The sequence below is a fragment of the Echinicola strongylocentroti genome (genome assembly GCF_003260975.1).
Lineage (GTDB): Bacteria > Bacteroidota > Bacteroidia > Cytophagales > Cyclobacteriaceae > Echinicola > Echinicola strongylocentroti.
This window is the reverse complement of record NZ_CP030041.1, coordinates 2,940,117-2,961,764: the sequence shown is the minus strand read 5'-3', so window position 1 is coordinate 2,961,764 and position 21,648 is coordinate 2,940,117. Positions and strand designations below refer to the sequence as shown.

The window sequence follows — 21,648 nt, the reverse complement described above, 5'->3', positions numbered from 1 at the left end:
GGAAATGAATAACGGGTTTTTTGGGGATTTACGGTTATTCATTGGAGATCATCTCTATCGAGTAGCCGGCCTCTCTTTTTTTGCCTTCTTCCAGCCATTTAGGAACGACCTCTTGGAGAAACTGCGCTTTATCTGCGCGCTCCTTCTCCATGTCCAGGCCGATATACGCTTGGAGGGCTTCGGTGTCGTTAAAGTCCGGCATTTCCACGGGTTTATTATGTCCCAAGTCGGCCAAGAGCCTGGCCAATTGGAGCCGGGATTCTTCGATGATGGAAGTTCCCGAGGTGACGATGCTGCTAGTCGGCAATGGGGCATGGAAGGCCGCTCCGTGAGAAGCCACGGCATAGTCCCATCGCCACTGGGCATGACGAATTCCTTCTTGGATAGGCTTCATCTGCTCTTCCGACGCACCTAGTTCCCAAGCTTTGCCTGCTTCGATATGGGCTTTGGCGATGAGCCTCATGAGGTTTTGAGAGCCCTTTTTGATGGTGCGTTGGCGATCATAGACATCGGTAATGAGGTCTTCCTTCTTCTCTCGATGGCAGACGAAACAGGAGTTTTCCACATTGCTCAGTGGAGAGCCGATGTGGTGGTCAGTAAATTTCTGACCACCTTCAGTCTTATAGGGCATGTGGCAATCGGCACAGGATACACCCCTTTTGGCATGTACTCCAAGGGAGAAGAGTTCATAATCCGGATGCTGGGCTTTCAGCATGCGGGTTTTGCTGATCGGGTGTACCCAGTCAGCGAAGTCCAACTTGTCGTAGTAAGATTCGACGGATTCGACGTCCATACCGTCTTTCCACGGGAAGGTCAGGTATTGGGCACCTTTTTTATCGGGTGCGTCTTTGTCGAAATAATATTCCACGTGACACTGGGCGCATACAAGACTACGCATTTGCTGGTGGCTTGCCGCATTGACATCTTTTCCCATGGCTTCAAAAGCCTCCACGAGTGCTGGGCGTGTGATGGTCAGGTTCATGGTTTCGGGGTTGTGGCAATCTGCGCAGCCGATCGGGTTGATTACCTCGGCTCCGAGGTCAGACCATTTTTTACTGTAAAATTCTGTCACACCGATTTCTTTCATCAGTCGGGGTACATCGGGGCTTTTGCAGGTCCAGCACGTGCTGGGCATAGGGCCTTCTCCCGGTTCCATGGGGCCACCTGTCCGGAGTATCTGACGGATGTCCTCTACCGCATGGGCGTGTCCCTTGGGCTGGTTGTATTCCTTGCTGAAGGCATATCCTGCCCAGAGGATTACGAGCTCTGGATCTTCTTCCAGCACGGCGACATGCCCAGAAGTATTGTACATGCTATGAAAACTGGTGTCCTTGGTTTTCATATAAGACTGGTATTGCCTGGGGTAGTTCAGCCCCCAGATGGAATCTCGGGGTTCTATGTTCCCAATTTCCACTTTTGGCTGATAGGCGTATTTGGCTTCGTTTTTTCTGTCCATAATGGAATAGGCCAACATGGCCAATAAGAAGACCACTACTGCCGTGATTAAAAAGAGAATCCAGTTTTTCATAGCCCTAGTCGTTTGATTCGTTTTGAGTGTTTTGTTTTTGCATAGAGGATTTTAGCCATGCAGGTATTACCTCCATGTCTTTGGGAGCGTATTCTTTGATAGGCTCGATTTGGTAGCCTACAGAAGAGAGGCTTTTTATCTTGCCATGGGGAACATCCCTGTGGCATTCCCAGCAAGTACGGTCTGTACGCATTTCTTTGTGGTTGGCGATAGTGGCCGTCATTCTGGCGTCGGTGACCTGATCTTGGTGGCACCGGATGCAGTTACTTTGGATCACTGCCTGCGAAGGTGCCAAAGCCCTGATGACCTCTGGCTCTTTTCTTAGCGTAAAGATGGATGCGTGGTAAAGCCCGTCTTTTGCCTTGAAGAAGTACTTGTTGAAGACATTGTCATGGGGCACGTGGCAATCATTGCAATGGGCCACTTCCCTGTGGGAGCTGTGAGTCCACGTGATGTACTGGGGTGTCATCAGGTGGCAGTTGACACAGGCTTGGGGATCATCCGAAAGGTAGGAGGCAGCATTGCTGAGCTTGAGGACATAGATCCCCAACCCCACGATGGCAGCCACCAGCATGATAGCCGGTCTCCGCCAACGATGTGGTGGAATAAGTTTCCACCGAAACAGTGTTCGTTTTGTGGTTTGCCAAAAACCCATGGTTCCTGCTTTATGTTAAAAAAAATGTTTTACCCATCTGATTGGGCATTTGACGTAATAGCTTTATCAAGATAGTAAATCTCTACTGCAAATAGTAAAAGTTATTAGTAATTTTCCATTAAACTTTGGCTTAAATTAGTAATAATGACATAAATCATACTTTAATAATTATAAATCACTTGATTTCGTGTGCAAAGACATTGAAGGTATCAAATGGGTTTTATCGTGTATGGCAGCTATCATCCGTGCCGCTGGCACTCCTTCGGGAGGTTGAGGAGAGCTTAAGCTCCTGCGGATGAATCCGCAGGTTACTAAATTTATCATGCCGCTGGCACTTTACCGCAGTTTGTACATTAGAAATAGCAACAGCCTGTCCCGGCAAATACTGAAAGAGCACGAGCATCAGTTGGTCTAAAGGACAAATAATCCACCGCACCTATCTGCCCAAGTGGGGAGAATGGCTTAGATAAGTTTAACCTAGAATCAATGCCGTTTAGTTAGTGTGTATCTGGAAAATACGGGTTTTATATTTTTTCCTTGGGCAGCATTTCGTCAAACATGCCTGCCTTATTGCCCGCCCGCTTTTTAATTTCTTAACGCCCAATACCTGCAAGGCGGATCCAATTAATAAGTTTCTTTTGGATAAATTAATATCATTATTCCATGTAGTGGCATATTTCTTAATTAAAAGGTTGAGCCATAATTATGGATCCTATTGAGTCCACAAAAGGTGTCGCTTCCTTTTGACGGCCCTTGGTATGTCTGTTTTCCAGTCAATGGTGGAGGCCGTTAAGAAGGGGAGTTGGCTCGCGTCGTGAAACAGCGAGACCCACTCGCTTTTAGGCCGTAGCTATCGGGTGGAAATTAAAATGGGTGACAGATCCCCGTCGCAGGGTAAATCCATGTTCCATTTTAAAAGGAATACCACTGGCCTAGATTTTTTTCTTTCTTTTTTCATCAATAGCCTGTCCCGAAAGCTTTCGGGGGGAAAAGTAGAAAAGTCCGATAAAGGATATGAAGCTAAATTCCCTAGGAACGGCAGATATATTCAAACTGGGATACTTTTTAAATGCGTTTGCCCTAGTCGATATAATTGACGGTTTTATGAAAACAGATTATATAACTATCTTGGATATAAAATCATGACATGAAGACAATATTATTTACCATTGTAAGCGGCGTTTTTTTTAGTTTTCTGGTGGGAAAAGTGATGGCCCAAGGGGCAGAAAGGCCCAATGTGATTTTGATCATGACCGATGACCAGGGCTTTGGCGATTTTGGCTTCACAGGTAATCACCTTGTCCATACGCCGCATTTGGATCAGCTGAAGGAAGAGAGTACCTATTTTGATCAGTTTTATGTTTCGCCGGTCTGTGCTCCTACCCGAGCGAGTCTTATGACGGGCAGGTATTCGCTGCGGACGGGTATCCGTGACACCTATAATGGTGGTGCAATAATGGCGACTGAAGAAATCACCCTTCCCGAAATGCTGAAACAAGGAGGGTACCAAACGGGTATTTTTGGTAAGTGGCACCTTGGAGACAACTATCCATCACGCCCCGTGGATCAGGGATTCGATGAATCGGTCATTCACCTTTCTGGTGGGATGGGACAGGTGGGGGATGTCACTACCTATTTTAAAGGAGACAGGAGCTATTTCGATCCTGTGCTATGGCATAATGGCCGTAAGGAAGCTTACCAAGGGTATTGCTCCGATATTTTTGCCAGTGAAGCCATTGATTTTATGGAGAATTCCCTCAAATCAGGGCAAGAACCCTTCTTTTGTTATCTGTCATTCAATGCTCCCCATACGCCTTTGCAGGTGCCTGATAAATACTACCAAAAATACAAAGATATCGACCCGACAGCTGGCTTTGATTCGGGCAAGGGCGAGTTTCCGGAGATGACTGAAGAGGACAAAGAGGCCGCCAGAAAAGTCTATGCCATGGTGGAAAACATTGACGATAACCTCGGGAAGGTTTTTGACAAGCTACGTGATTGGGGGATTGAAGAGAATACCATCGTGATCTTTATGACGGACAATGGTCCCCAGCATTATCGCTACCTGTCAGGGATGCGTGGAAAAAAAGCTACTGTTTACCGTGGAGGGGTCAGGACACCTTTTTTGATGAGGTATCCAGCCAAATATTCCGGGAATACCACTGTCAGCACCTCGGGAGTGCACATGGATGTGATGCCTACGCTGGCCGAACTCTGCGGAGTACCACTACCAGCAGACAAGACAATAGATGGAAAAAGTCTGGTGCCACTGATAAATGGAGACGCGGTGGATTGGGCCGATAGGCCGTTGTTCTTTTATTGGACCAGAAGGTATCCAGAGCTTTACCAAAATATGGCCGTGCAGCAAGGTGAATTTAAACTTGTAGGCCATGCAGATTATGATGCTTCTTGGAAGGATTTTGAGCTTTTCGAGATAGGGACTGATCAGGGTGAATTCAACAATGTTACCCTTGAAAACCCCGCAAAGGCAAAATTGCTGAAAGGAGCCATGGACAGTATTTATCAGGAGCTAATTCAATCGCCCCATCTTCTTCACCAGCCCCCGATCGTAATCGGCAGTGCAGCGGAAAACCCTTCTATACTCAACAGAAATGATGCGGGTGGTGATCGTGGTATTTGGAGCCAAGAAGATATTTATGGAAAGTGGTACGTGAATGCACAGCCGGGTACTTATACCATGAAGTTTCGATTTCTAAACCCGGTACCAGAAGGAGGTCAAATGACCCTTGAGGTAGGACCACGCGTATTTCGTATGGAAAACCCGTCCAAAGGAGAATGGATCGTCATGGATAATGTAACGTTGGAGGAAATGGAAGGTGACTTTATCCCATTTTATAGCCATAATGGCAAACGGATCTTTCCTTTCTGGGTGGAGGTAGAAAATAATACCCTCTCTGAATGAGCCAATGGCCCCAAAGTCTCGAAGTCACAACGGGGAATGAATTGGGGTTGTTGCGTACTTGGCCAATTACTTTCCAAAATACTTAGTGTCTTGGTGCCTTAGTGGCTTCTTACTGTTCCCGCATAAGGCAGCGGCTGATTCATCCTATTGTGCCCTATGTTCCTATGTTGTTATACATACATCATACTCCAAAGTATAACTTCTGTAAGTGGTATTGAGTTAAAAACTCAATTTTAGGTGGTTCCGCAGCACAGCTGTCGGAACAACCGGATACCCCTAAATCCCCTAAAGGGGACTTTCTGATCACCCTCATGAGGACGAGGGAGATACCCGACATGGCTGATTAGCTGCCTATGCCCCTATTGTGCCCTATGTTCCTATGTTGTTACCCATAAATCATACTCCAAAGTATAACTTCTGTAAGTGGTATTGAGTTAAAAACTCAATTTTAGGTTGTTCCACAGCACAGCTGTCGGAACAACCGGATACCCCTAAATCCCCTAAAAGGGACTTTCTGATCACCCTCATGAGGACGAGGGAGATACCCGACATGGCTGATTAGCTGCCTATGCCCCTATTGTGCCCTATGTTCCTATGTTGTTATACATACATCATACTTCAAAATATAACTTTTATAAGTGGTATTGAGTTAAAAACTCAATTTTTGGTGGTCCCGCAGCACAGCTGTCGGAACAACAGGTGGGGTTAAAAAGACTCGCCTATTCGGAAGTAAACGCCCCAGTCGTCCTTGCCTACGGCTGCATCCAGGCCGATATTGAACTTGACGGTCTTGAAGGCGCGGTAGCGGTAGCCCACGCCTGCTCCGGGGTAGAGCTTCCAGTTGAAGCTATCGGTGTCTGAGCCATATATGGTAGCCATCCCGGCAAAGCCTACCAAGCCCATTTTTTCATTAAAATTATACCTGTACTCACCTTGCAGGGACATCAGGCCATCACCACGGTATTTCCCTTGGGAATAACCCCGGATATCTTTGCCGCCGACTGTCACTTGCTGCTCGAAGGCTATGTCACCTAGGCCAAATTTACCAGCAAAGCGAGCGGCAATAACATCCCTGTCGTCGTGAACGGAAAAGTAATGATTGTACTCAGAGAGTATTTTATTGGCTTCCACCTCGTTGCCAAGGCCTTCAGGGTAAGTGATCCAGCGTAAGCGGGACCGTCTGCCTTTGGTGGGATAATAGACCGCATCTCTGGTGTCCAGCAGGAGGTTGACCTCTAGGCCATTGGTCTCGGTGGTGGAAGGAGGCTGGACATCATCCTCGTATTGGGTATCATAATGGGAATAAGTGTACGTGATACCACCATAGAATTTATCGATGATTTTTCTTTGGATGCCCACACTCACTATGGTGGTCTTGGTGCCATAATCGTAAAACCCTGGCGAGTCGATGTCGTCCATATAAAATTGGGAGTTATTATCACCTGTCAAGGCAAAAAGACTTGCCCTCCATCGATCTTCTTTAAAGTACCACCTGTTAAACCCCGCCACAAAGAAGGAACCATTCGTCGTGTAGATGGCCGATAGTCCCGAGAGGGACTTGGGTGAAATGCTGTCTGTCTGGTCCAGCTTGTACATCATCATTGGGATCACCCCAAGCATCAACTCCAAATTCCGGTTATAGCTAAGAAAGGGCATCAAACTGAAATCCACCTTTTTGGTACTGTCGGTTTTAGTGGACCCTTGGGTAGTATCCTGTTGCGCGGATAATTGGCCTGGTGCAAAGAGGAGCAATAACAATAGTACAGGCAAGAGCTGAAGTGGTTTTTTCATGTCCATCAATAGCGTGGTTTTACAGTGGTTTTTATGCTTGTTGTAAAACAAGGATCCTTGAAATCGTGTTGAAAGATTCATGTTAAGATAAGGATATCCGAGCATAAGGCATTTACAATATGCAAAAGCTTTTATATTTGGGTCATGAAGCTAAACCTCGAAACTGCAGATATTACACAAGAGCTCCGCGTTTGTAAACGGAAAATGGCCAGTTTGTCCTTGGCGAGAATCCTGTTGTTTTTTTCAATTTTGGCCTTGGCGATAGTGGGCCTAACAGAAATTCGTTGGTTGATGTTGGTGTTTTTTCCAATGTGCGGCCTATTCATTTATTTGATTTTGCTTTTTAACCTACAGAAGGACCGGCTGTCGTTTCTGCAAATGGTAGCAAAGATGGAGGAGGAAAGTAGCTGGAGGAAGGACAGAAAGTTAAGGGAATTTGAACCAGGAGAAGAATTTAAAGATAAGCACCATCCATTTTGTAATGATTTGGACCTGTTTGGGGAGCATTCCCTTTTCCAATTGCTGAACCATACTGTTGGAGAAGGTGGAAAGAAGCTGTTGGCTACGTGGATGAAATCTCCGGTGGATCCTGAGCAGGCCAAGAGGCGGTTTTCTGCGGTAAAGGAACTTTCTGGTTTTACTGCCTTTCTTCGAAATTTTGAGGCCATCGGAAAAGCCTTTATCAAGGAAGAAAGGTCCAAGGACCCTTTTTATGGTTGGTTGAAAACTCCCGGAGAATGGAAAGGTTTCTATTGGATTCCAATGGTTGCTGGGCCCCTTGGTGGTATCGCCTTTTTGGTTGGCTGGTTATACCTGGGCTGGTCACTAGGTTATTTGTTGTTGTGGATTTTAGTAGGATTAGGGTTTCTTGGATTTATTTTCAAGCCGCTTTTGGCGGCATATAAGCGGATGCCAGATGAAGGAGACCTGAAAACCCTCACGATCTGGGCACGTGAACTTGAGGAACTGGATTTTGAAGACCCTTATTTGCGAGAACTTCAGCAACCTATTCTCGAAGGGAAATACCGAGCCTCTGCGGCACTACGATCCCTGGAACAGCGCAGTTTTATGATCCAAAACCGCGTTAACATGATGTACATGGTTTTTAATCTCCTGTTTTGGGTGGATTTTGTGGTGTTGTTCTCTTTGGAGCAATGGAAAAGAAAGCATGCCGATAAAGTACAGCGGTGGGAATTTGTCTTTCAAGAATGGCAAGTGATGGTGTCCTTGGCGGCCTTTACACAGGAGGAGAAGCTGGACTGCCAGATAAATTGGTCACGGGAAAAAGTGCTGAATGTGAAGGGTTTGAAACATCCTCTGTTGCTCCAGAAGGCCTGCGTAGCCAATGATTTTAGCTTGACAAAAGACGATAAGACCATTTTGCTGACAGGATCCAATATGTCCGGAAAAACAACGTTTATGCGTACTGTAGGAATCAACATGGTCTTGGCCAATCTCGGAGTGAGCCCCTATGCCCGTTCTTTTGAGAGTGGGGCTTTTTGGCTGTTTACCAGTATGCGCAATACCGATAACCTTGGAGAAAGTGTCAGCTCCTTTTATGCAGAGCTGGCGAGGATCAAGAGCCTTTTGGATCAAGCAGAAAAACAGTATCCGGTGTTTTACTTGTTGGATGAAATTCTCAAAGGCACCAATACTACTGATCGGGTCATGGGGAGTGAGGCCCTGATCAGGCAGCTCACCGATAGCCAAAGTAAAGGTATCATCAGTACCCATGATATCGAATTGGCTGAATTAGCTGATAAAATCCCTAGTTTGCTCAATTATAGTTTCCATAGCGACATAAAAGACAATGAAATCCTCTTTGATTATAAAATAAAAAACGGGCCTTGTCCGAGCTTTAATGCCCATAAATTGATGGAATTGATGGGGATTCGCTTTTAGTAAATGCATAATTTTGGTTGTTTTGGCATAGCTATTGTTTATAAATACCTATAAACCAATTGTTTCACTAAAACGACCATAGTTATGAGTTCTTTATTATATTTGATCGCATTGATTCTTGTTATAGGATGGATATTTGGTGCCTTCGTTTACAGTGTCGGAGGATTAATACATATTTTACTGGTGCTTGCCGTTATCGCTGTATTGTTCCGCCTAATTGGTGGGAGGACAGTCTAGCAGTAGCTAAGCCTAGTACCGAAGAAGTGCCAGTCTCATGGAGGTTGGCACTTTTTTTTGGATCAAGCGGAAAAGTTACCTTTATTACTTATACCGTTGTTCCGACAGCTATGCTGCGGAGCCACTAGCATTGAGTTTTTAACTCAAACCACCTATTGGGTGGTTTTATGTAAACCCTGTAAAGGAGTGTCACCAAATCTTTACCATAATCTTAAGGGCCTCATGCCGTAGACATGAAAGCTTGGTAACAATTCCGGTTTTCGTGTAGGCATAGCTATCATCCGTGCCGCTGGCACTCCTTCGGGAGGTTGAGGAGACCTTAAGCTCCTGCGGATGAATCCGCAGGTTACTAAATTTATCGTGCTGCTGGCACTTTGCCCCGATTTGTACATTGGAAACCGCAGTAGCCTATATTACCGAATGGCGGGATGGGCTGAAAAAATGATTAGTTGATTTGGTTGAGGTTAAACCCTGAATATGCATTAGCCACTGAGCATCCTGCCTCATCCGCCTTTGGCGGAGGGTCATATAGAAGGTGCAGGTGACAACCTGCACCAAAAATGATTACACACAAAAGGGGAAGTTCCGTAGGAACGGCAGATATAAATGCAAATAGGAACATTTTTTTTTAAATGCGTTTGCCCTGGTGCCGATTCTCTCTCGATGTCCATTTTAGACCTAGAATTAGTAGACCAAGAGGGGTTAAAAGGGACAAATTATAGGCTGAAGGTACGTGGTACGGAGAATTTGTTTTAATTTTGGGGCATCATTTTCAAAAAAACAGCGGAAAAGTGCAAGATAACTATCAGCAAAAAATATTGGGAATCGTGGGTGGTGGCCAGCTGGGGCGTATGGTCATCCAATCTGCCATTAACTACAACGTGGATATCCATATCCTTGATCCAGATGAAAATGCACCTTGCAAGCATATTTGCCACGACTTTACCAACGGCAAGTTGACGGATTATGATACGGTATATGCTTTTGGTAAGCAGTGCGACATCATTACGATAGAAATCGAAAATGTGAATACCGAAGCGCTAGAGCAGTTGGCAAAAGAGGGAAAGAAGGTTTTTCCTCAACCAGAAATTATCCGCCTGATCCAAGATAAACGCGAGCAGAAACAGTTTTATAAGGCAAACAATATTCCTACGGCGGATTTTATCCTGACGGATACCAAAGAAGCTGTACTGGCAAATGCCGATTTTTTGCCGGCCGTGAATAAATTGGGAAAAGAAGGCTATGATGGAAGAGGTGTTCAAGTGCTTAAATCCGAAGAGGATTTGGACATGGCTTTCGAAGCGCCTAGTTTATTGGAGAAGTTGATCGATTTTGAAAAGGAAATTGCGGTGATTGTTTCCAGGAATGAACACGGGGAGTTGGTGGCTTTTCCACCTGTGGAATGTGCCTTTCACCCTACCGCCAATTTGGTGGAGTTCTTATTTGCTCCTGCGCAGATAGCTGATGCGATCGGTGAGAAGGCCATCAAAGTGGCCAAGGATGTTATTTTGAAATTAGACATGATCGGGATCCTGGCGGTGGAGATGTTTGTGACCAAATCAGGCGAGATCCTGGTCAATGAAATTGCCCCTAGGCCACATAACAGCGGACACCATACGATCGAAGCTAATTTTACTTCGCAGTTTGAGCAGCACTTAAGATCAGTCATGGGCATGCCGCTGGGCGACACGGGCCTCCGGATGCCTGCAGCCATGGTCAATCTCCTCGGAGAAGATGGGTTTACCGGTGATGCAGTAGTGGAAGGAATGGACGAGGCCATGAAAGAAAAAGGTGTCTATATCCACCTTTATGGTAAGAAAATCACCAAGCCTTTCCGAAAAATGGGGCATGTGACTATTTTGGAAGAAAATGTGGAGGCATTGAAAGTCAAAGCCCTTAAAATCAAAGAAAGCATAAAGATAAAAGCATAAATTATGAGCAAACAGGTAGGAATCATCATGGGAAGCAAGTCTGACCTTCCCATCATGTCAGAAGCAGCCAAAGCCTTGGACGAACTTGGCGTAAACTATGAGCTGACGATCGTCTCCGCCCACCGTACCCCGAGACGGATGATCGATTATGCAGAAAGTGCTCGCCAGCGCGGTATAAAAGTCATCATCGCCGGTGCTGGAGGGGCAGCCCATCTTCCTGGAATGGTGGCTTCATTGACTTCTCTGCCAGTCATCGGTGTTCCGATCAAATCCTCCAATAGCATCGATGGATGGGACAGTATCTTGTCTATCCTCCAAATGCCAGCAGGGATTCCTGTAGCTACCGTGGCCCTCAACGGCGCTAAAAATGCCGGTATCCTCGCAGCATCTATGGTAGGAGCTTATGACGCCAAGGTCGCCGAAAATATGGATAACTTTAAGAAGGAATTGAGGGAAAAGGTAGAGGAAACCGCACGTGATGTTGAGCTAAAAGGCTGGAAAGATACCTTGGAAGATTAATATTCCTACCCCACTTTGGGTGCATTTTCACCTTGGACAATGCACCTAAATTTTTTTAATGTCACTTTTTTATGTTGTTAGATGCATATTTTTAGTAAATTATAACTGATACTATCAACCTTTAAATGATCGACTTATGGAAAAAATGAGAGTTCCTGTTTGGTTTTGGATAGTGGTCGGTGTGATGCTACTATGGAATTTGGTGGGAGTGGGTTCTTTTTTTATGCATACTGGAATGTCCGAAGAAACCTTGGCTACTCTTCCGGACGAAGAGCAAGCAATGTATGCTGCCTACCCGACTTGGGCATTAATTGCTTTTGCTGTGGCCGTTTTTGGAGGTGTGGTAGGATGCGTGGGTTTATTGATGAGAAAAAAGTGGGCAAAATTCATTCTTATCCTCTCCCTGATTGGGATCATCATTCAGATGTTTCATAGTCTTATTATAGCGAGGGCCACCGAAGTGTACGGGCCAGGTGCTGTAGTGATGCCGATTATGGTCATTGTGATCGCTGTATTTTTGGTTTGGTTGGCTAATTTCAGTATCAAAAAACACTGGCTTACCTGAGCCTTCTATGAAGCTCCTTTATTTGCACTGCTGATTCATAAATCCAAAATGCCGTTTCTAGGATGGTGTTGAGTGAAGGGAGTCCTAGCGATAAGCTTAGGTGATCAATAGTGAGGTCGCTATTGAAAATAGTGGAGTCTCCAGTGAGTGTAGGAAAAGAATTGGACTTCTGTCTATACTGATGACAAGGGGTTTTATTGGTTAATTCAACTAACTATCTGATGGAGTATTGTTGAGAATACTTTTTTAGGCTTTATTTATACCACTTGTGGATAACTTATATTTTATTCACAAAACTTACAGTTTTAACTCTTTTTTTTGGTTAATTGGTAAGGGTTTTTATCCACAAAATTTTCTTTTTATCTGAATAATGGAGGTTTGTTGATAATACTGAAAATAGCCATTAGCTCCATCGGCGAAGGTGATATCATCTGTGGCTTATATGGCCAGCTAAAATGATGCTCATTCAATGTGCCCTATCCAATTTGGCATGTTCATGGGGAAATATATAACTAGGCTTTATATCTGATTAATAGCTACATTTCTGGGTTTTTGGTTCGAATATCTTGCCTCAAGCTAATGTAAAAAAAGCTCGCTGTTAGCGAACTTGCTAGGCTACAGCAATTGGTGAAAAATCCCCAAATAGGATTTGATCTGGCATCGCCTATACGCCATAGCAAGGCTGCATAGAAACCTGTAATAGGTAATTAATTGGTTACTTATTTAAATGTTACCAAATAATTACCTATTTTTAATAAAATTACTATAGATACCTTCCTAAATGAGTGCTATTATTGATCCATTTAAAGCCATTGCAGACCCTAATCGTCGGGCGATGTTGATTATTTTGTCACAGGGCAGCCATACTATCAGTTCACTGAGCAGAAATTTTGACATGAGCCGGCCAGCAGTGAGCAAACATTTAAAATTACTTCATGCAGCAGGATTAATTCATGTCCATAGAAAAGGCCGTGAAAAATATTGCCATCTTAATGGAAAGGGCTTTGATGACCTTAAGAAGTGGATGGGTTATTTTGATGGCTTTTGGCTGAATAGGCAAAAAGAGCTGGTTACATCAAAAAAGTAATGTTAATGGATTAAACCTGACTTTTGGCTAGGCTAGGACATATGATTTGCAAAATTTGTAATAGAAGAGCGTTTATTGGTTATTAAAACGGCCACCTATGTAATTATTCTATATATTTTTTGCATATTATACTTATAGTAATAACTAAAGTCTTATTTTTAGAAAAAGAGTATCTTTGCACCTTGTTCAGAGATGTTGATTATGGAAAGAGGTATAAGTAGTCTGATCGATTTGTGGAAGGAAGGTTATTCCGAGAGGTTACAGAAGCATCAGCCGTACCAGGCTATTCAGCAAATCAAGCACATAGCTTCATTGTTCAGTCCCGGGGATTTTTTCTATTTTATTCTAAACATGCACAATTTAGAAATGGAATATGTGCATCCCAATGTGAAGAACTTTATGGACGTGGATCCAGAGCGGGCTAAGATCAATGATTTACTGGAGTGGATTGTCCCGGAAGACATGGAGTCTGTAAGGAAGAAAGAAATGGTGCTTCAAGATTTTTTGGAGAAATTTGAGGATCCTTATGAGCTACCATTCTACAAGGTTTTGTATATGTATCGGATGAAGGATCGGTATAATCGGTACCGGACGATGCTACTTCAGGTCAATGTCCTCTCAGTCTCTGATAATGGCACTATAGAACATGTACTTAGTGTGCATACGGATATTTCTTATTTAGGAGTGGCCAAGAGTGATCACATATCGTTCATTAGCCTGAACGGTAATAAGTCTTATTATAATGTGGATTGTAGTACTGGTGAGTTTGATGATTCACTTTTTGAGATGCCATTAAATAAGTTTGGTGCTGACCTGACAAAGAGAGAACAAGAAATTATCTTTTATTTTTCAAAAGGTCTTGGTGCTAAGGAAATTGGAGAGGCTTTAAACATATCAGAGTTGACCGTGAGAACCCATAGAAAAAACATCTTAAAGAAAACCAAACTACCTAGCATGGCAGAATTGGTTTCCAAATGCGTCATGGAAGGCCTTATTTAGAGTACTTTTTCATAGGTAATTTGTAAAGAATACTAAAATCAAGGCAAAAGATAAACAGTTATTGGGGAAGATGAATGATATATTTTTTATTCTTGCATAATTAAGCCCAAGGAGTTGAATGAAACTGATCTTAAAAAATGTACCGCAGATTTTAGAACGCAGAAAGTACGAAATACTCATTTTTGCGTTGATTGTGAATCTTTACTCAGGTGTATTTTTTGAAAATCTTAATATCTACATCCTTTTTATCTGGCCCTTGAGCACTTTGTTTTTAGGATTGGCCAGTGTAGGGGTATTTAGGGAAAAAGGGCGGTGGAAAATTTTCACTAAAAATTTTCTACTAGTGGTGGTGATTGTTTTGCCCATCTCCCATTCGTTTCTGCAAGATCACGATGTATTTATGCAGATCTTAAGTTTATTGTACGTTGCATTTTTCTCTTTGATATTTTGGGAAGTCATGAAGTTTTTGATCCGGCCGAGCTATGTCAATGCCGATATTATATTTGCTGCAGGATGTGGTTATTTTCTGTTGGTGGAGATCAGTGTTTTTTTACTCCAGTTTATGTTTTACCATCATGAAGGATCATTTGCGAATTTGGATACGAGTAAATTGGCCAAGACCTATATAGACCTGGTCTATTTCGCTTCGGTGATTCAGACTTCCATTGGTTTTGGGGACATTACCCCTACTTTTCATACCACCAAACTGGCCACTTCTTTTTTAGGTGTTCTCAGCCAGCTGTACAATGTCTTGCTGGTGGGGATTTTGATCAGTAAATTCTCCTCCAGAATCAATGCCAAGAAATCATTATAAAAGGTTATTGTTTTCTCTGTTTCTGATTTATATTGTTCATGGATCATTAGGGTTTTTATGATGAGATTGTTCTCTCCAATAATTATGAAGGAATCTGCTGGTACTTCAACAGGGTACGTCCTGACTTGACTTTTGTGACAGTTTCTACCGTGAGGCAAAAGGATGTGGGTAAGTTGGAAGAAGGGTATGAAGGGCTCGCCGATTTTATCATCTGCGTGGACGAGGACATGACCAAAACCTATCCTTGACTTTTTGGTGTTTTTGAGGACCCAAATAATGTACTGTTTTGGGTGAAGTTAAAAAAAGACCTTTGAATAGGTGTAGTTTGATTTTTTAAAGTTTTTTTAACAAAAAATTAGGTTGTTTTTCCAGTGTTATAATTGGTTGAGCTCCGGAAATATCGTCTTATTTCTTTCCAAATGGTAGTCTTAATCTTCTGTGTTATGTTGTAAATAAATGATAAACAGATGTGTATATTTATTTTTTGTAATGAATTTGCTGTTTTATTGTAAGTGGTTAAAAATGTAATTATTTTTGTAGAATAGTGTTTGAAATATTATTTAGTAATATATCTAGTTTACAGAATTAAAAGCTGTTTAGTTCAAACAAGTGTTTAAATGGGTTTTTTGGAAGGGCTAGCGTTCTTTTGGTAGAAAGGTGCTCGGCCAACGTTTTTTTTTAATGACAACAGTCATTTATAAGAAGGTCAAAGGAATACAATATTCGTGTGTATTGTTCAGTTATCTGTACAAACAATAATGACTAAAAGGGAATCAAGCAGCGTAGTTGGGTCATAAAACAGAGGTCAACCACTAAGTGTGCGGATAGTAAAGGTGAATTACGAAAAATTGTTTTAGAGGTAAGCCTAATTTGTTTTTTTATTACGAGGCTACATTCAAGCATTTCCTCCCCTACGTCATCTAGGTTCAAAAAGGCTAAAGAGATAGGTGTAGAAATGGATTTTGGGTAGCTGTATTTAATGAGTAAAAAGTATGGAAATCATCATAAGAAATCTTCGAAAGATCAAGCGTGTCATCATGTATGTCGTCATGGTGGCCTTATTTTCCTTGATGGCAGATGCCTATGTGGAGTGGAAGATGGACAATCACCCCATGCTCTATATCAAAAACCTGATCAATATAGCTATCATCATCATTGCAGTTATCCTTTGTAGGTTCCGTTTTCTCACTATTGAACATGTCTTGATGGTGGTAGTATACTCTATTTTTGTGAGTATATATATTTCAGTTCCTATACGATTGGGCAGCGGATCACTGTTGATGGAAGCTTATTTTGTAAAAGTGGAGCTGATCACTTTATTGCTGATGTTGGTGGCTGGTATCCTTATCCATCGACGACATATGATCTATATATTGCTGATCAATGGTGCTTTTATCATCTCATGTATGTTGATCCTTCCTGTTGACTATCCAATGTCAAAATACATTTTTTATCTCGTACTGTCCACAGGAGCAGGGTTGGCAGGTCACCAGTTACAGAAAGAGCTGAGTGAACTTAGAGAAAGCCTGACAAGGGCCAATGAAAAAGTAGCGCGTCATAATGAAGAACTGATTGAAAGTAACAAGCAAAAAGACCATCTTTTCAGGATTATTGGTCATGATATCAGGACACCGTTTAACCAAATTAGTATGGTGCTCAGTTTGATAACGAGAGAAATGAGCCATGAGGGTTTTGAGGATATGAAAAATGTCATGTTTAAAGCGGTTGAAAATGGCAATCGACTGCTGCAGGACCTAATGCTCTGGGCCAAGTCACAAGCTGCGGAATCCAAGGCAGTGATGGACGACGTTTTGATACATGATTTGATACAAAAAGAAGTCAATTTTTTTGAAGGACAGGCCAAGTCTAAGGACATTGTGATCAATAACCTGATTAATAAAAATGTAAAGATCACCGCTGACCCAAACATGACTGCTACCATCATCAGGAATTTTATTTCCAATGCGTTGAAATTTTCTTATAGGAATACTTCAATTGATATCTCGATGAACAAAACTTCTGATTATAATTGTCTGTCAGTAAGTGATTATGGAGCTGGCATGAAGGCGTCTAGTTTGGAAGATTTGCTGCATTCGGAGCGAAATGTGGTTTCCAGTGATGGGACGGAAAAGGAATCAGGAACGGGTTTTGGCGTCAGAATTTGTCAAAAACTGGCAGAACATCAAGGGGGAAGAGTAGAAATCGATAGTGACTTAGGGAAAGGAAGTACCTTTAGTCTATTGCTTCCCAAAATACAGCCACAAGGAAATGTGAAAGATCCAGAACATTTGGAAAAGTAATCCGTAGATACATAAACCCTTTCACCCCCCTGTGTTTACCAAGACGATCCAAAAGGGAACTTCTGATGTAAATTAGAACAGGTTTTTGAATTTATTCAATATTTTGTCTTCAATAATATGTAGAGCATATTATTGTGGTATGTCATTAGTTTATCTTTTAAAATCAATTTCTATGAGATTAAAAAACATTGTATTAGGTATGGTTGCTGGTTTGGTGACCATGGTGGTTTTCTCGACCAAAGCACAAGAGGTTCCATCTCAGCCCACGGACATCTCTCCCCTACTGATCGGAGAAGAAATTCCAGAGAGTGACCTTAAAGACCCTGACGGAAACACGGTGTCACTTAAGAAAAAAATTGCCCAGAAGCCTACAGTTTTGATTTTTTATCGTGGTGGATGGTGTCCCTATTGTAATAAGCACCTTGCCGAGCTGCAAGAGGTAGAACAGGAAATCCTGGACAAGGGCTATCAGATCCTCGCCATCAGTCCAGATGCACCTGAACAGCTCAAAGCAACAGTGGATAAGAATGAACTGACCTACAGTCTGTATTCGGATAATGACCTTAAAGTAACCAAGTCCTTTGGTTTGGCTTTTCAAGCTCCGGATCGCTATAAAGACATGCTTTTTAAGGCTTCGGATCAGCAAAACCCAGGAGTGCTTCCCGTTCCTTCGGTATTTGTGCTGGACAAAAAAGGAACGATCCTTTTTGAATACGTCAATCCCAATTATGACAGCCGAATGAGTGGTAAAATGCTGACAGCTGTACTTACTAGTCTGGAGGAGTGAACAATAAATAGCTAGCCCCAGACATGAATAAACTGCATCCTGATAGGTCTACTCCGGTCAGGATGCAGTTTTTATGTTTTAACCCGGAATATGCATTAGCCTATCTATTGCGGTATGAACCTACTTCAAAATCAGTCGCTTCGCCGCTGTTTTCGATTTCACCCTAGCGGTGCTATGCCTCAATCTCCAAACAGCCTGATTTTCTTGTAGTTTCAAACCTCATCACAATTCCTAATGCATAAACCGGGTTTAACCAATGGCGTCATTCCGGCTTCATCACCTCTTCTCGATGCTGAAGGCCCCACTTTACCATGGCATCCAGTAGTTCACGGATTTTTCTGCCTGAAGGGGTGAGTTCATATTCCACGGTGACGGGCGTGGTGTCATACACCGTTCTGGTTACGATACTATTTAGTTCGAGCTCCTTGAGTTCTTTGGAGAGCATGCGAGGGGTGATTTTTGGAATGTCATTTTCCAAGTCTTTAAACCGTTTTTTGCCATAACATAGGGATCCGATAATGGGAAGCTTCCATTTCCCACTGATCACATTTAGCGTATCCCGTACTGCTACTACAAATTCACCTGAACAAATGTGAACTTTTTCTTGGCCTTTTGTCGTTGATGTGTCCATAATCATTTTGAACATCACTATACAAAAGTATAGTGGTATATTATATGATGTTACTTCCTTTTGTATAGCAAATATAGCTAATTTTGGAATATCAAAAAAACTAAAGAACGAGATCATGAGCTTATTAGAAAATCTTGAGTGGAGATATGCCACAAAAAAAATGAACGGAAAGGCTGTGCCCCAAGAAAAAGTGGATTATATTCTGGAAGCAGCGAGGCTTTCTCCTTCTTCTTCTGGGCTGCAGCCTTATCGCATCATTGTGATCACCGATCCAGAAATGAAAGAAAAGATAAAACCCATCGCCTGGGATCAAAGCCAGATTACCGATGCATCCCATATATTGGTATTTGCGGCATGGGAAAATTATACAGAAGACAAAATCAAGGAAGTCTTTGCCAATACCTTGACAGCTAGGGGAATGCCACTGGACAAAATGGATGCTTATAGAGAGCGACTCTGGGGCATGTACAGCCAGCTTCCAGAAGAGTGGCATGCCCATCATGCTGCCAAGCAGGCATATATTGCATTTGGTACGGCCATCGCAGCGGCTGCTGAGCAGAAAGTGGATGCCACGCCAATGGAAGGGTTCGATTCGGCCGCTTTGGATGAATTGCTTGCTTTGAAGGAGCTTGGCCTGAAGAGCGCCTTGGTATTGCCTTTGGGCTATAGGGATGAAACGAATGACTGGCTCGCCGGTATGAAAAAATTCCGTACCCCAAAAGAGGAATTTGTGATTTCATCAGCTGAGATCATGGAAAAGTAAATTACCTTCAGGCAATACCCCTGATGCGTTTTCTTAACTAATAGCAAGAGCTGTATCCTGAGTATTGGGGTACAGCTTTTTTTTGTGTATATGCCGCTTTGGAGATGTAGGGCCAGGTCTTATATCTGGTAGAAACTAAGGTTTTCATTTGTTTGGTGAGTGTGGGGAAGTTACTCGGAATGGTGGGTTAGATGAGAAGGTTTGTGGAAACAAACAGTTTGGGATTTGAACCATTTTCAGGTCGCAAGAGAAAGATTAATGCAAATTCCACGATAATACTGGGAAGGTGCCGATAAGTTGATTAGATGAACTCATTCCTTTTGGGTGCCTATAATAAATCTTTGATTTGTCCTAAATGAGCTCTGAAAGGATTTATTTGATCTACTTTTTCTTTTAATAGAAGTAATACCATTGTAAATGAAAAGCTAAAAACAGCAATCAAACCGCTTAATAGTGGGTTTAAAATGAAAATATTTATTTAGTAATTACTTGTTTTAGGTGTTGAGTTTAATATTTTTGCCATCAAACAGCAAAAACAGGTGAAGATTAGCGGTTTTGTTGTGATTTAGGAAAAATATTTTTGAAATGTCAATCACCCTAGCCAAGGAAGTGTCACCAACGGTCCTTGCTAACTAAAATAATACGAATGAAAAGTTTATTGTTCCGCATGTGGAAAAATGGACATAAGATGCTATTTATTTTCTGCACTATTGGAATAAGCCATGCTGGATTTGCCCAGCAGTTTGAGTCAAACAGTGACGGTGATTGGAGTGCTTCCTCCACTTGGGATAGCACGAATCCGAACGGGTGTGCAACGCCTACTCAATCGCCTGATAATTCAAGTCCTTGTCGGACAAACGTGATTGTAAATCATAGCGTAGAGTATCAAGGGGATGCAAATATTGGTAGGAATACGTTTAGCCAAATTACTGTTTCAGGGGCATTGGCCAATCTTATATTTACAGGGGATGTAACTCTATATGACAACAATGGTGGAGTACCTCCTACAGTTTTTAATGTCGAAAATGGGGCTTCATTAAACATACAAAACGGAACATTGAACATTGGTGCAGGTGCCGTGATGAATATTATAGGTAACAGTACCGTAATCGTAGAGAACTTATCAATGGCCAATAACACCTCAACTATTAACATAGAAGAAGGTTCACGATTAATAGTCTTAAATGAATCTATTATTAATTCCAGTTCTACACTGAATGTTAATGGAGATTTTAGTACAAAAGGGCTATCTTTTTCATCAGGAGGAGTCATAAATTCTAACGAAAATGGGGTCGTGAACGTAGAGCAAGACGTAAACATGAATAGTGGCCAGCTTAACATGGAAGGTCGATCTGAAATGCAAGTGGGAGGAAGCATTGTTATGGGGGGAGGTGCCAGAATAGATATGTCAGACGATACGTTTGTCCATACTGAGGGAGATGTAAATGTTAATTCTTGGAATACAGCTGCTCTAAGTGGTAATGCTTCATTTTTGGTAGATGGAAGCACGAATGGAGGTAACCATTTTTCGGCAATAGAAAATGCTTGTTACCGATCTCAAAACCAAAATATGGGGTCTGAATGTGCTAGGACACTACCTGTAGTGTTTAATGAAATCAATGGAATATTGGCATCCTACCAAACTGTCAAGGTCTTATGGTCAGTATATGAGGACAATTTTGTTTCAACATATTCAATAGAACGCTCATTCAATGGCATTTCGAATTTTAAGACTGTTGGAGAGGTTTCAGGTGGAGGATGGACCAATGAGTTACAACACTATACTTTTGACGATGACGATTTACCTGTCCAGGCAGGTCGTCTTTATTATCGTATAAAGCAAGTGGATACCGATGGGAAAGCTACCTTCAGTAAAATTATCGGTTTGGATATCCAAGGTTTATCGACAGGGAAAGCCGCTTGGCAAATTTATCCAAACCCTTCCAAAGGTGAACAAATCCACCTAGCACTGACCAACCCTGAAAAGTACCATGGAGAAGAGATGTCCATAACGATTTTTAATTCACTTAACCAATCGCGTTCCTTCCAGGCAAGTTCTGTAGAAGAGTTAAACATGCGCTTAAGAGAAGAATTGGCCCAGTTTTCGAAAGGACTCGTGGTAGTAAAAGTGCGCTGGGCAGATGAGTCACAGCTTATCAAATTATTGCTTTAGGGATGGTGTAAAATGTAATGTATCACACATGTGATTAGATTAT

17 protein-coding genes are annotated in these 21,648 nt (G+C 42.4%); 13 read left to right on the top strand and 4 right to left on the bottom strand.

The genetic code is table 11. From position 1 onward, the window contains the following. Nucleotides 1-34: 34 nt before the first annotated feature. A complete protein-coding gene (nrfA, locus tag DN752_RS11455) occupies nt 35-1,528 on the bottom strand; it encodes an ammonia-forming cytochrome c nitrite reductase (RefSeq protein WP_112784068.1) in 1,494 nt (497 codons plus the stop codon). 4 nt (nt 1,529-1,532) lie between these two features. After that, complete coding sequence (gene nrfH / locus DN752_RS11450) at nt 1,533-2,183, bottom strand: cytochrome c nitrite reductase small subunit (RefSeq protein ID WP_112784067.1); 651 nt, start codon at nt 2,181-2,183, stop codon at nt 1,533-1,535. Between the two features lie 1,147 nt (nt 2,184-3,330). On the opposite strand from nrfH, the gene DN752_RS11445 reads away from it, so the two are divergent. Continuing rightward, nucleotides 3,331-5,106, top strand: a complete 1,776-nt coding sequence (locus DN752_RS11445; RefSeq protein ID WP_112784066.1) for an arylsulfatase — start codon at nt 3,331-3,333, stop codon at nt 5,104-5,106. 705 nt (nt 5,107-5,811) lie between these two features. Here DN752_RS11445 and DN752_RS11440 read toward each other — a convergent pair. After that, complete coding sequence (locus DN752_RS11440; protein WP_245949512.1) at nt 5,812-6,978, bottom strand: BamA/TamA family outer membrane protein; 1,167 nt, start codon at nt 6,976-6,978, stop codon at nt 5,812-5,814. Nucleotides 6,979-7,041: 63 nt separating this feature from the next. Here DN752_RS11440 and DN752_RS11435 point away from each other — a divergent pair, with 63 nt between their 5' ends. From DN752_RS11435 to DN752_RS11385, 10 genes are all read left to right on the top strand, one after another. Continuing rightward, nucleotides 7,042-8,799 (top strand): MutS-related protein, encoded by a 1,758-nt coding sequence (locus DN752_RS11435; RefSeq protein ID WP_112784065.1) that lies wholly within the window; start codon nt 7,042-7,044, stop codon nt 8,797-8,799. An 84-nt stretch (nt 8,800-8,883) separates the two neighbouring features. Continuing rightward, entirely contained in the window at nt 8,884-9,036 is a 153-nt protein-coding gene (locus DN752_RS11430; protein ID WP_112784064.1) for a lmo0937 family membrane protein, read from the top strand. A gap of 791 nt (nt 9,037-9,827) precedes the next feature. Then, on the top strand, nt 9,828-10,967 hold the full coding sequence (locus DN752_RS11425) for a 5-(carboxyamino)imidazole ribonucleotide synthase (RefSeq protein WP_112786512.1): 1,140 nt from the start codon (nt 9,828-9,830) through the stop codon (nt 10,965-10,967). 3 nt (nt 10,968-10,970) lie between these two features. Continuing rightward, on the top strand, nt 10,971-11,486 hold the full coding sequence (gene purE / locus DN752_RS11420) for a 5-(carboxyamino)imidazole ribonucleotide mutase (protein ID WP_112784063.1): 516 nt from the start codon (nt 10,971-10,973) through the stop codon (nt 11,484-11,486). A 136-nt stretch (nt 11,487-11,622) separates the two neighbouring features. Then, a complete protein-coding gene (locus tag DN752_RS11415; protein WP_112784062.1) occupies nt 11,623-12,051 on the top strand; it encodes a hypothetical protein in 429 nt (142 codons plus the stop codon). Nucleotides 12,052-12,832: 781 nt separating this feature from the next. Next, nucleotides 12,833-13,138 (top strand): ArsR/SmtB family transcription factor, encoded by a 306-nt coding sequence (locus tag DN752_RS11410; RefSeq protein WP_112784061.1) that lies wholly within the window; start codon nt 12,833-12,835, stop codon nt 13,136-13,138. A 201-nt stretch (nt 13,139-13,339) separates the two neighbouring features. After that, nucleotides 13,340-14,137 (top strand): helix-turn-helix transcriptional regulator, encoded by a 798-nt coding sequence (locus tag DN752_RS11405; RefSeq protein WP_245949511.1) that lies wholly within the window; start codon nt 13,340-13,342, stop codon nt 14,135-14,137. 118 nt (nt 14,138-14,255) lie between these two features. After that, nucleotides 14,256-14,951 carry an ion channel gene (locus tag DN752_RS11400; protein WP_112784059.1) on the top strand — a complete coding sequence of 232 codons (696 nt, stop codon included), beginning with the start codon at nt 14,256-14,258 and terminating at the stop codon, nt 14,949-14,951. 992 nt (nt 14,952-15,943) lie between these two features. Continuing rightward, nucleotides 15,944-17,251, top strand: a complete 1,308-nt coding sequence (locus DN752_RS11390) for a sensor histidine kinase (RefSeq protein WP_112784058.1) — start codon at nt 15,944-15,946, stop codon at nt 17,249-17,251. Nucleotides 17,252-17,423: 172 nt separating this feature from the next. Next, nucleotides 17,424-18,038 (top strand): peroxiredoxin-like family protein, encoded by a 615-nt coding sequence (locus DN752_RS11385; RefSeq protein WP_112784057.1) that lies wholly within the window; start codon nt 17,424-17,426, stop codon nt 18,036-18,038. Nucleotides 18,039-18,300: 262 nt separating this feature from the next. Here the strand turns inward: DN752_RS11385 and DN752_RS11380 are convergent, their stop codons facing one another. Next, entirely contained in the window at nt 18,301-18,669 is a 369-nt protein-coding gene (locus DN752_RS11380) for a winged helix-turn-helix transcriptional regulator (protein ID WP_112786511.1), read from the bottom strand. 115 nt (nt 18,670-18,784) lie between these two features. On the opposite strand from DN752_RS11380, the gene DN752_RS11375 reads away from it, so the two are divergent. Both DN752_RS11375 and DN752_RS11370 read left to right on the top strand, forming a co-directional pair. Further along, entirely contained in the window at nt 18,785-19,432 is a 648-nt protein-coding gene (locus DN752_RS11375; protein ID WP_112784056.1) for an NAD(P)H-dependent oxidoreductase, read from the top strand. A 646-nt stretch (nt 19,433-20,078) separates the two neighbouring features. Then, nucleotides 20,079-21,605 carry a hypothetical protein gene (locus DN752_RS11370; RefSeq protein WP_162633194.1) on the top strand — a complete coding sequence of 509 codons (1,527 nt, stop codon included), beginning with the start codon at nt 20,079-20,081 and terminating at the stop codon, nt 21,603-21,605. Nucleotides 21,606-21,648: the final 43 nt, after the last annotated feature.

What these genes read in the sequence shown, in the direction of transcription:
- DN752_RS11405 (WP_245949511.1), top strand. Translation starts at nt 13,340, where the DNA reads ATGGAAAGAGGTATAAGTAGTCTGATCGATTTGTGGAAGGAAGGTTAT.
- DN752_RS11375 (WP_112784056.1), top strand. Translation starts at nt 18,785, where the DNA reads ATGAGCTTATTAGAAAATCTTGAGTGGAGATATGCCACAAAAAAAATG.
- DN752_RS11370 (WP_162633194.1), top strand. Translation starts at nt 20,079, where the DNA reads ATGAAAAGTTTATTGTTCCGCATGTGGAAAAATGGACATAAGATGCTA.
- DN752_RS11390 (WP_112784058.1), top strand. Translation starts at nt 15,944, where the DNA reads ATGGAAATCATCATAAGAAATCTTCGAAAGATCAAGCGTGTCATCATG.
- nrfH (WP_112784067.1), bottom strand. Translation starts at nt 2,183, where the DNA reads ATGGGTTTTTGGCAAACCACAAAACGAACACTGTTTCGGTGGAAACTT.
- DN752_RS11385 (WP_112784057.1), top strand. Translation starts at nt 17,424, where the DNA reads ATGAGATTAAAAAACATTGTATTAGGTATGGTTGCTGGTTTGGTGACC.
- nrfA (WP_112784068.1), bottom strand. Translation starts at nt 1,528, where the DNA reads ATGAAAAACTGGATTCTCTTTTTAATCACGGCAGTAGTGGTCTTCTTA.
- DN752_RS11440 (WP_245949512.1), bottom strand. Translation starts at nt 6,978, where the DNA reads ATGAATCTTTCAACACGATTTCAAGGATCCTTGTTTTACAACAAGCAT.
- purE (WP_112784063.1), top strand. Translation starts at nt 10,971, where the DNA reads ATGAGCAAACAGGTAGGAATCATCATGGGAAGCAAGTCTGACCTTCCC.
- DN752_RS11400 (WP_112784059.1), top strand. Translation starts at nt 14,256, where the DNA reads ATGAAACTGATCTTAAAAAATGTACCGCAGATTTTAGAACGCAGAAAG.
- DN752_RS11380 (WP_112786511.1), bottom strand. Translation starts at nt 18,669, where the DNA reads ATGGACACATCAACGACAAAAGGCCAAGAAAAAGTTCACATTTGTTCA.
- DN752_RS11430 (WP_112784064.1), top strand. Translation starts at nt 8,884, where the DNA reads ATGAGTTCTTTATTATATTTGATCGCATTGATTCTTGTTATAGGATGG.
- DN752_RS11445 (WP_112784066.1), top strand. Translation starts at nt 3,331, where the DNA reads ATGAAGACAATATTATTTACCATTGTAAGCGGCGTTTTTTTTAGTTTT.
- DN752_RS11435 (WP_112784065.1), top strand. Translation starts at nt 7,042, where the DNA reads ATGAAGCTAAACCTCGAAACTGCAGATATTACACAAGAGCTCCGCGTT.
- DN752_RS11410 (WP_112784061.1), top strand. Translation starts at nt 12,833, where the DNA reads ATGAGTGCTATTATTGATCCATTTAAAGCCATTGCAGACCCTAATCGT.
- DN752_RS11415 (WP_112784062.1), top strand. Translation starts at nt 11,623, where the DNA reads ATGGAAAAAATGAGAGTTCCTGTTTGGTTTTGGATAGTGGTCGGTGTG.